The organism is Pseudomonas sp. 05N434, from assembly GCF_056396965.1.
Window position 1 is genome coordinate 1 of sequence record NZ_JBFTMK010000089.1, and the last position, 11451, is coordinate 11451.

The 11451-nt window shown below is 61.9% G+C and carries 3 protein-coding genes and 1 pseudogene; 3 read left to right on the forward strand and 1 reads right to left on the reverse strand.

Going from position 1 to position 11451, the window contains the following annotated elements; genetic code table 11:
* Positions 1-214: 214 nt before the first annotated feature.
* Entirely contained in the window at positions 215-6622 is a 6408-nt protein-coding gene (locus AC1DLB_RS08510) for a retention module-containing protein (protein ID WP_477784863.1), read from the reverse strand.
* A gap of 591 nt (positions 6623-7213) precedes the next feature.
* Here AC1DLB_RS08510 and AC1DLB_RS08515 point away from each other — a divergent pair.
* The 3 genes and pseudogenes from AC1DLB_RS08515 to AC1DLB_RS08525 all read left to right on the forward strand — a co-directional run.
* The gene (locus tag AC1DLB_RS08515) at positions 7214-8572 is read left to right on the forward strand and encodes a TolC family outer membrane protein (RefSeq protein WP_019648053.1); all 1359 of its coding nucleotides are present in this window, start codon (positions 7214-7216) and stop codon (positions 8570-8572) included.
* Positions 8573-8598: 26 nt separating this feature from the next.
* Complete coding sequence (locus tag AC1DLB_RS08520; RefSeq protein WP_477743408.1) at positions 8599-10758, forward strand: type I secretion system permease/ATPase; 2160 nt, start codon at positions 8599-8601, stop codon at positions 10756-10758.
* A gap of 188 nt (positions 10759-10946) precedes the next feature.
* Positions 10947-11451: pseudogene (locus AC1DLB_RS08525) on the forward strand (HlyD family type I secretion periplasmic adaptor subunit); the annotation flags it as partial.

Sequence of the window (11451 nt, forward strand, 5' to 3'; positions counted from 1 at the left end):
CCCCCGTTGGGCTGCGAAGCGGCCCCCAAAACCTGCAATCACTGTCTGTCTGGCAAACTGCATGTACAGGTTTTACGACTGCTGCGCAGCCGAACGGGGGCAAGCCCCCTCGCCACATGAGGTGTATCCGGGCACAGGGCCGGTAGATAAATCCTCAACCAACAAGAAACCCGCCATCCCCTTTCACCGGGATAGCGGGTTTTGTCGTTTCAGATCACACCGTATCTACCTTCAACGAATGGTCATTGAGCATGCCGTTGATGATGGTCGCAGTGTCCGCCCCGCCGGCAATCACACCATTCGCTCCGGGGGTGACGCCGTAGTGGCTGGCCAGGTTCACACCGGCCAGGTCGATGGTCTGGCTCGGCGTGGCACCGGCCATGGCGCTGATGTCGATGCTGGTGACCAGGGTCGCGCCGCTGCCGGTGACTTTGAAGTGCAGGTAGTCATCCAGCGATGCCGCAGTGCCGTTCTCGCCTTGCAGCAGTTGCGACAGGTCGAGTTTGTCGGTGCCCGGGGTGAAGTCGGTGATGACGTCGTGGCCGCTGTTGCCTTTAAGCCACTGGAAGGTGTCGGCGCCGCTGCCGCCGGTGAGGGTGTTGTCGCCCAGGCCACCGATCAGGAAGTCGTCGCCGCCCCCGCCGTTGAGCACATCGTTACCCAGACCGCCGTTGATGATGTTGCCGTTGTTGTCGCCCGTGAGGCTGTCGTTGAAGTTCGAGCCCGTGAGGTTTTCGATGCCGGTCAGGGTGTCGGTGCCTGCGCCAACGGTGTTTTGCGCAGTGAGCAGGCTGAGGTCGACAGTCACGCCAGCGGTGGCATGGGCGTAGCTCGCGGTGTCGTTGCCGGTGCCGCCGTCGAGCCAATCGTTGCCCGGCCCGCTGAACAGCAGATCGTTGCCGGCGCCGCCATGCATCTCGTTATTGCCTGAGCCTGCGGTGAGCACATCGTTGCCGTCACCCGCATTGATAATGTTGTTGCCGGTGCCCGCGATCAACACGTCATCGCCCGAGGTGCCGGTCAGTGTATGGCCGGCCTGATAGGTGATGTCGACTGCCGCGCTGTCGCTGCCGCCGTGGTTGTCGCTCGCGGTGTAGGTGCCGTGGAAGTCTGGCGTGGAGTCCTGGGCTCCGGCGTAGTTGACGGTCATGGTCAGTTGATAGTTTTCCGCCCCCTTCCCGCTGTTGCCAGGTCCCCCGTCGTCAATGTTGGTGATGTGGATCTGGTACGTGCCGTCCGCCGTGGCGGTGATGGTCTGGCCATCGGCGAGAGCCATGTAAGCGCCGCCATTGACCGAGTACTCCATGGTGATGTGGCCGGCCGCCAGGTTGTGGTCCAGGTTGAGGGTCTCGCCCTGTTTGAGGTTGACGGTGATGCGGTCCTCATCGTTGGTATTGTTGGTGCTGACCGCCCCCAAGGCCCCGCTGACCACCAGCATGGCGGTCATGGCGGCAGCGTTGGCGACGAATGCACTGCGGGCGATGGTCACGGCCTGGACGTTATTGCCGGTGAAACTGAAGCTCGAGTTGGTGCCGGTAAAGTCCGCTCCCTTGGCCGTCCAACCCGTGTTGAAGGTAGTCGGCGATGCCGTGAGCGCATCACCGTTGGGGTCGGTGTCGTTGGCCAATAGCAGCTCGCCCGGCACCACGATACTGCCCGACAGCACGTTGGTGATGATGTGATCATCGACTGCCACCGGTGGCGAATTCGGAATCACGTTGACTGTCAGGGTCGAACTGGTGAGGTCGCCGTCGTTGTCGCTGGCGGTGAAGCCGATGTTTTCGGTGATCTGCACGGCCGTGGTTTTCTGCGAGGTGTAGGTGTACTCGCCGGTGTCGAGGTTCACCAGCAGCGTGCCGCTGTTGTTGGTGGCGATGCTCAGGGTGTTGTCGACGGTGTTGAAGGTGCCGTGGTTGGCGCCGCCGCTGAAGTTCAGCGAACCCTGATTGCTGTTGGCTTTCGGGTCGTAGGTATAGGTGGTGCCGTCGACCGTGAGGGTTTTGATGAAACCGCCATCGGCGCCAAATGTACCGCCCTCGCCCAGCAACGAACCGGTGACCGGCGCACCTTGCACGGTGCCCGAAAGTACCGAGTTGAGTTGGTTGAGGTCGGTCACCACCACAGCGTTGGTGTCGGTGTGCGTGCTGCCGTCATAGGCCACCGGATCGAGGCTGGCGTTATTGACGCCGCTGCCCAGGCCGATGGCGTAGTTCTTGATGCCATTGGCGTCGAGGAAGGCTTTGAGCGCGATCTCGTCCGCAGTGCCGATGTCGCCTTCGTTGGGTTTGCCATCGGAGAAGAAGTAGCCGACGTTCTGCGCCCCGATGAGTTTGCCCGAGGTGTCGAATGCGGTTTCCATGGTTGCCACGGCCGCGTCGTAGTTGGTGCCGCCACCTGCCGTCAGCGTAGCGATGATCGACTTGGCCGTCGCCACATCGACCCAGATCGACGTCTGGTCGGTGGCGCTGCTGCTGAAGGTGACGATCTGTACCTTCACGTCACCCAGATTGTCGTACTTGTCGAGCAGCGCGCTGATCGCCTGCTTGGCCAGGTCCAGCCGCGACAGGCCCGATACGCCGGAGGGGTCGTCCATGCTCCCGGATACATCGATCACCAGCATCAGGTTGGAGTCGATCTGCACGGCCGGCACCGAACGGTCCGAGGCGACGGCGTGAGGCACGTCATCGACGATGCTGACCACAAGGGTGCCGGTGGTGCTGTTGCCCAGCGCATCGGTGGCTTTGTAGGTGAAGCTCTCGCTCAGGGTGTTCGCGCCGTCGTTGGCGTTGGGCGAAGTTTTCGGCGCCGAGGTCAAGGTGTACGTGTAGGAACCGTCGGGATTGAGCAGGATCTGCCCGTAGGTGCCGGTGGCGCTGCCGACCAGGGTGTAGGTGATCGCACCCGTGGCGCCAGAGACCGAGCCTGCCAACGTACCTGAGCCGGTTTCACCGGTGTTGCCAGGCTCGCTGCCGGTGACGCTGCCCGCCRCCAGGTCCTGGCCGTCCTTGGTCAGATCCAACGCTTTTTCGTAGACGGTCACATCGGTATCGGTGGCGGCTACGAGGCAGTTGTTGGAGACGTCAACAGTGATCGTGGCAGTGCTTTCATCGCCGTCGGCATCGCGCACGGTGTAGGTGAAGGTGTCGGTGGCGCCGGCTTCGCCGACCGAATTCGGGTTGCTGTGGTACACCGCATTGCCACTGGCATCCAGGATCAGGTAGCCGTAAGCGCCGTTGATTTGCGTGTTCAAGCCACCGATGGCCGAGGTCGAGGTGTCGCTGCCGGCGCGCACGCCGACCACTGCCCCACCCAAGGCCGGGCCATCAGCGCCGAGCACATCGTTGTCCAGCACATTGCCGCTGACCGTGCCGCCCTCCACCACCGAAACCGAATCGCAATGGGCCGACGGCACGTCATCGACGATGTTGATCACGATGGTACTGGTGACGCTGTTGCCCACAGAGTCGGTGGCCTGGTAGGTGAAGCTCTCGCTCAGGGTGTTCGGTCCGTCGTTGGCGTGCGGCGTGGTCGTGGGCGCAGAAATCAGGGTGTAAGTGTAGGAACCGTCCGGGTTGAGCAGGATTTGCCCATAGGTGCCGGTGGCGCTGCCGACCAGAGCGTAAGTGATTGCACCAGTGCCGCCCGTGATTGAACCGACCAGCGTGCCCGAGGCGGTTTCGCCGGTGTTGTCAGGCTCGCTGCCGAGGACAGTGCCCGCCGCCAGGTCCTGCCCGTCCTTGGTCAGGTCCAGCGCTTTTTCATTAACCGTCACATCGGTGTCGGTGGCAGCCACGAGGGTGCAGTTGGCCACGTCAATGGTAATGGTGGTGGTGCTTTCATCACCGTCGGCATCGCGCACGGTGTAAGTGAACACATCGGTCGCGCCAGGGCCGTTCACGGCATTTGGATTGCTGTGATAGACCGCATCGCCGTTGGCATCCAGGGTCAGGTAGCCATAGGTGCCGTTGATTTGACTGTTCAAGCCACCGATGGCTGAAGTCGAGGTGTCGCTGCCGGCGCGCACGCCGACCACCGCGCCGCCGAGGGCCGGTCCGTCGGCGCCGCCGATGTCGTTGCCCAGCACGTTGCCCGAGACCGTCGCGCCTTCGGCCACTGAGGCGTGATCAGGGTTGGCGGTGGGCAAGTCATCGACGATGTTGACGTTGATCTGGCCCAACGCCGTGCTGCCGTCGACGTCAGTGGCGACGACGTTGAGGTTCTCGGTGATGCTGTTGGTGCCGTTGGCGTTCGGGTGGGTTTCGTTATCCACCAGGGTATAGCTGTAGCTGACCACGCCAGTCGCACTGTCGTAACCGGTGACGGTCAGCGTGCTGCCAAGCGGAGTGACGATCGACTGCGGGACGCCTGCGGCCACGCCACCGGTGACCACCGCGATGCCGCCCACCGTCAGGGTTTGCAAACCGTCGAGCGCGGTGACGGTGAAGGTGCCGCTCTGGGTCAGCGCCGATGCATCAGGGCTGCTGCCGTCGCTGAGGTTTTTTTCGTAGACGGTCAGTTCGCCGCCGTTGACGTTCAGGCCATCGAGCGTCACCAGGTCGTCGTTGTTATGGATGTTCAGCACCAGCGTCGCGGTGCTGGTATCGCCATCGGAATCGGTAAGGGTGTAGACGAAATTTTCGGTGCCGTTGCCACCGCCGTGCAAGGCTTTGAAATCGGCATCGTTGGTGTTCAGGGTGTAGGTGTAGGTGCCGTTGGCATTGAGTACCAAGGTGCCGAACGTCCCGGTGAAGGTGCCGCCGATGATCGGCCCGTTGTCGGGGCCGGTGGCAATGCGGTCGGCGCCCTGGACGTCATTGGGCAGCACGCTGCCGGTCAGGGTCAGCAGGGTTTCCGATGCCGTATTGGCGTTGCTGTCGTCCATGGCATGAGGCAGGTCATCGACGATGTTCACATCAAGACTGCCAGTCGCGGTGGTGCCGTTGTCGTCCACCACGGTGACCGCAAACTGCTCGGAGAGACTGTTGGCGCCGTTGGCATTCGGATGCATTTCGTTGTCGACGAGGGTGTAGCTGTAGCTGACCACGCCGGTCGCATTGTCGTAACCGGTGATGGTCAGCGTGTTGCCGAGTGGCGTGACGATGGCATGCGGGAAGCCTGTGATCAGGTCACCGGAAACCACCACGATGCCGCCCACCGTCAGGGTTTGCACACCGTCCAGCGCAGTAATGGTGAATGTGCCGCTCTGGGTCAGCGCCGATGCATCAGGGTTGCTGCCGTCGCTGAGGTTTTTCTCGTTGACGGTCAGCTCGCCACCTTCGGCATTCAGGCCATTGAGCGTCACCAGGTCGTCGTTGTTATGGATGTTCAGCACCAGCGTCGCGGTGCTGGTATCGCCATCGGAATCGGTAAGGGTGTAGACGAAATTTTCGGTGCCGTTGCCACCGCCGTGCAGGGCTTTGAAATCGGCGTCGCTGGTGTTCAGGGTGTAGGTGTACGTGCCGTTGGCGTTCAACACCAGGGTACCGAACGTCCCGGTGAAAGTACCGCCGATGATCGGCCCGCTGTCGGGGCCGGTGRCAATGCGGTCGGCGCCCTGGACGTCGTTGGGCAGCACGCTGCCGGTCAGGGTCAGCAGGGTTTCCGACGCGGTATGGGCGTTGCTGTCGTCGATGGCCTTGGGCACATCGTCGGTGATATTGACGTCCAGCGAACCGGTGGCGGTATCGCCGTTGCTGTCGTTCGCAACCACAGTGAATTGTTCACTGAGATTGTTGGTGCCGTCACCGGCGGAATGGGTTTCGTTGCCGACCAGGGTGTAGCTGTAACTGACCACGCCGGTGGCCGGGTTGTAGCCGGTGATCGTCAGGGTGTTGCCCAGTTGAGTGGTGATCGACTGCGGAAAACCGATGGGCACCCCGCCACTGATCACGCTGATCCCGCCGATGCTCAGGCTGCTCAGCCCGTCGGGCGCAGACACTGTGAACGTACTGTGCTGGGTCAGTGCCCCCGGGTTGCTGGCCGACCCGTCCGCCAGGTTGGCTTCATTGAGGGTCAGTTCACCGCCCGCCACCGACAGGCCGGTGAGGATGACCGGGTGATTCGGCACGTTCGCGGCAAACGGCGTAACGATGCCTTTATCGCCGTTGTCCGGCGCAGCGTCCCGGCGTTCCAGGGGGAATTCGGGAATACCGTTGAAGCCGGCGGTGGGGAAACCAATCGTGGGATCGAYCCGCCCGCCCACTTCCTCCAACAGCACAAAACTGTGGCCACCACCCAGCGCACCACCGGGCGCGCCCGTTGCGCCCGGTCCGGCGGCGGTGGCCTCAGCGGTCTGGGTCGGGTCGGCACCGGCGGCAATGGCTTTTTGCAGTTGCTCGACATCGGTCAGTTGCGCCTGGCTCGGCGTTACCGCATCAGTGGTCTCCACATGCGGCACCTGGTGCGCCAGTAACTGGGCATTCATTTGCAGGCTGCTGTCACGCCCCAGCGTCAGCTCCTGGCCATTTTGCATATGCACCGCCACCGCCCCTTCAGCCCCGGTGACCAGCTGCTCGCCGGCAAACAGCCGATCGCCCTCGATCAGTGCCCGTCGAGTGCCATCACCCGCCACTGCATACACCTGACCGATGACCTTACTGACGATACCGATGAGCGTTGCCATGTGCATTCCTCCGCTGCCAACTGCTGTCGGCATCCTGTTTGCGCGAAGAAACGTGCTCATGGTTCAAGCAGGTTGCCCGAGACCCGCGTGCCGGAAAGCGTTTACCTGAAGTAAACCGCTGCCTCCCGACACTCTCGCCAGGCGTGTCGCTCGCGAGGGGGGTGTCTTGGGATCGGGATAAAACCCTCTGCAATCAATGGCATCGGGACCCACTTCCAAAACGACCGGCCTGCAAACGCATGCGTAACGGTTCTGAATCACTCGAGTGACAAAAAAATGTCGCCTCTAAACCGTCTCGCTCTCCTCCCCTCCAGCACTTCTTCGCCCTGTGTCGAAAAGTGAATGGAACTTTCCAAAACCCTGTTGATGTTCCAGAAAGCCAATAAAACAAAGGCTTTCGCATTGAACAATGTGCTGGATTTTTCAGGCCGCATAAGTTTTTTTTGGCATAGCCCTTATGAAAAATTTTTCTTAGCTACGCTTCAGGATGTTCTTAGCTCTGTTGTTACAGGCATGAAACGGTTTCATCTAAAAATATCGTCAAAAAAATGGCGACCGCTAAGCACCATCAGGAATCAGGGAGATGCACCCATGCGCGTTTTAACCCCCCTTTGCAGTGCGATTCTGCTGGCCATGGCCTGCGCTTCTCAGGCTCAGGCGATGTCATTGACCGAGGCGATCCAGAGCACCATTGCGACCCACCCGGAACTGGCGTCTCGGGTCGATGCCCGGCTCTCGGCCGACGAGCAGATTAAAGTCGCTAAAGGGGGCTTTTATCCATCGGTGGATTTGAACGCCGCCTATGGTCGCGGCTACAGCGATAACACCACCACCCGGTCGCGAGGCAATCACAACACCGAAATCCTCACCTACACCCAGTCGGAACTGCGCCTGCGGCAAATGCTGTTTGATGGTTTCAACACCGCCAACGAGGTCGCGCGCACCAAAGGCGTGTCCAACTCGCGGGCCTATTACGCTCAAGGCACCGCCCAGGACCTGGCCCTGCGCACCATCGAGGTGTACCTCGAAGTGCTCAAGCGCCGCGAACTGGTGACCCTGGCCAAGAACAATCTACAAGCGCACATGCGGGTCAACGATCAGATCGGCCTGCGTACCCAGCGTGGGATCGGCAGCAACGCCGACGCCGACCAGTCCACCGCTCGCCGGGCACTGGCGCAAAACAACCTCGACACCGCCGAAGTCGATCTGGCCGATGCCGAAGCGAATTTTTACAGCGTCGTGGGGCGCATGCCCGATGAACTCGAAGCGCCGCCGTCGACCCGCGGCGAACTGCCCGCCACCCTGCCCGAAGCCCAGCAGAGCATGGTGGAAAACAACCCGTACCTGAAATCCGCCCAGGCTGATGTGCAATCGGCCGAGAGCCAGTACGAAGTCGCCAAGTCGCCGTTCTACCCACGCTTCGACGCCGAAGCAGCGGTGGGCGCCAATAACAATGTGCAGGGCGATCAAGGCCACGACAACGAATGGCGAGTGGGCGTGGTGATGAACTACAACCTGTTCCGTGGCGGCAGCGACAAGGCCCGGTTGGCCTCCGATGCGCATCAGATCAACCAGGCGATGGACATCCGCAACAACGCATTGCGCCAGCTCAACGAGAACATCCACCTGGCCTGGAACGCCATGCAAAACGCCAAGAAACAAACCCCGACCGCCCGTGAATACGCCGAAACCACCACCCGAGTACGGGCGGCGTATCAGGATCAGTTCGGTCTCGGCCAACGGACTCTGCTCGACTTGCTCGACAGTGAAAACGAGCTCTACAACGCCAACCGCCGCTACACCGAAGTGCGCTACACCGAGGAGTTCTCGATGTACCGCGTGCTGGCGAACATGGGCCAGTTGTTGAGCAAGCAACGGGTGGTGCTGCCCGCCGATGCGATCGCCGCCACCGAAGTGAAAAACGAAGCGCGCTTGCCTGAACTCAAATGAAGTAACGCCGTGTAGGAGCGATCAATGTGACCAGCATGGAAACCGGCAACACGGGTGTCGATCCGCGTCTTAGTTTCGATGATCCGCTTCTGGACGGCCTGTTGATTCTCTGCAAACTCCACGGCGCGACGGTCAGTCGTGCCAGCCTGAGTGCCGGGCTGCCAATGGCACACCAACGCTTGAGCCTGGACCTGCTGCCCCGCGCAGCGGCCCGGGCCAGTTTGCAGGCGCGGGTGCTGCGCCGTGAACTGGCGGATATTTCCGCGCTCAACCTGCCGGTGATGCTGATCCTCAACCATGGCCGCTGCGCGGTCTTGCGCCGTTGGGGCGACAATGGTCAGGCGCTGATTCTGCCCAGCGAAGCCGACGGCGGAGAACAGTGGGTCAGTACGGACGAGCTGGCCGCCAACTACAGCGGCCAGGCCTTGTTCGCCCGGCCACGGCATGAACTCGAAGACTTGCGCGCGCCGCTGGTGCCGCGGGTCGAGGCGTGGTTTCGCGACACGCTGAAGCTGTCGAAATGGCTGTACAGCGATGCGATTCTGGCAAGTTTCCTGATCAACCTGCTGGGCCTGATGGTGCCGCTGTTCGTAATGCAGACCTACGACCGGGTGGTGCCGAACCAGGCCACTTCAACCTTGTGGGTGTTGTCGATCGGCTTGCTGATCGGCACCGGTTTCGAACTGGTGCTGCGGGTGGTTCGTGCACACTTGCTGGACACTGCCGGGAAGAAAACCGACGTGATTCTTTCAGCGACCCTGTTCGAACGCATCACCGGCATGGCGATGAAAGCGCGACCCGCAACCATCGGTGGTTTYGCCCAGAGCATTCATGACTTCCAGGGCCTGCGGGAGTTTCTCACCGCCGTCACGCTGACCAGCCTGATCGACATGCCCTTCGCCGTGCTGATGCTGGTGGTGATCGGCCTGCTCGGCGGCTGGCTGGTGGTGATTCCGCTGCTGGCCTTCCCCATCACGATTCTCTTCGCCATGGTGATTCAGGCGCGCCTGCGCGACACCGTGCAGAAGAGTCTGAGCCTCGGTGCCGAACGCCAGGCCCTGCTGATCGAAACCCTCGGCGGCCTGGAAACCCTCAAGGCCTGCAGCGCTGAAAGCGAGCGCCAGCACAAATGGGAAAGCACCCACGGCGCCCTCACCCGCCTCGACAGCCATGCGCGCAACCTCTCCGCGCTGGCCACCAACGGCACGCTGTTCATTCAGCAGTTTTCCGGCATGGCGACCATCGTCGCCGGGGTCTATAGCATCATCGCCGGCAACCTCAGCGTCGGTGCGCTGGTGGCAAGCTATATGCTCGGCAGCCGCGTGCTCGCGCCGCTGGGGCAGATCGCCGGGTTGATTACCCGTTACCAGCAAGCGCAACTGACCATGAAAAGCACCGATTCGCTGATGTCGTTGCCGCAAGAGCGCGACGCCAGGCAGCGGCCACTGGAGCGCACGCAACTGCAAGGCGCCCTGGACGTCTGCGGCGTAACGTTCCACTACAACGGCCAGAACGCGCCGGCCCTGGCCAACGTCAGCTTCAGCATGAAACCGGGCGAGCGGATCGGCATCATCGGCCGTAGCGGCTCGGGCAAAAGCACCTTGGCGCGGCTGGTGATGGGTTTCTACGCGCCGGAAGAAGGCCAGTTGCTGCTCGATGGCCTGGACCTGCGGCAACTGGACGTCGCCGACCTGCGTCAACAGATCGGCTACGTCGCCCACGACCTGCCCTTGTTGGCCGGCAGCCTGCGCGACAACCTGACCCTCGGCGCCCGTTATGTCAGCGATGCCCGGATGCTTGAAGTCGCTGAGCTGACCGGCGTGACTGAACTGGCGCGTCAGCATCCACAAGGGTTTGATCGGCCGGTGGGCGAGCGTGGTCAACTGCTGTCGGGCGGGCAACGGCAAGCGGTGTTGCTGGCGCGAGCCTTGTTGCTCGATCCGCCAATCATGCTGCTCGACGAACCGACCAGCGCCATGGACAACAGCAGCGAAGACCTTCTGCGGCAGAAACTCCACGACTGGGTCCAGGGCAAAACAGTGCTGTTGGTCACCCACCGCAGTTCGATGCTCAGCCTGGTGGATCGGCTGGTGGTGCTGGACAACGGGCGGATCGTCGCCGACGGCCCGAAAGAAGCGGTGATCGATGCATTGCGCAAGGGCCGTGTCGGCTCTGCGACGGTTTAGGAGCGCCCACTCGATGCCAATACATACCTGTGGCGAGGGAGCTTGCTCCCGCTGGGTTGCGCAGCAGCCCCATTCACCTCGTTGTGTCAGCTGGACTTTTGCGACGGCTTCGCCGCCGAACGGGAGCAAGCTCCCTCGCCACAGTTTTTTGTTCGGCATTACTTCTCTTAACTGACGGGTATCGTCCCATGTCTGCTCAAACACCGGATTCAGCGGCCCGAAGCTACTTCGGCAGTTTCAGCAAAAGTGCCGAGAGCGAGTTCATGCCGGAAACCGCCGGCGCCTCGTTGCAGGATTCACCGCGCTGGTCGCGGATCACCGTGTGGCTGGCGGCGGCGCTGCTGATCAGCGCGCTGGTCTGGGCCAAATTCGCCGTGTTGCAGGAAGTCACCATGGGCGAAGGCAAGGCGATTCCGTCGAGCAAGATACAGGTGATCCAGAACCTGGAAGGCGGCATCGTCACCGAGATTTTCGTGCGCGAAGGGCAAATGGTGAACAAGGGCGACACCTTGCTGCGCCTGGATGACACGCGATTCCTGTCGAACAAGGGTGAAAGCGAAGCGGACCGCTATGCCTTGATCGCGCAGGTCGAACGATTGTCCGCCGAAGCGGAAGGCCGGCCATTCACACTGTCGCAGGAAGTGATCGCCAAGGCGCCGCAAGTGGCCGAGGACGAACGCTCGCTGTATGAAC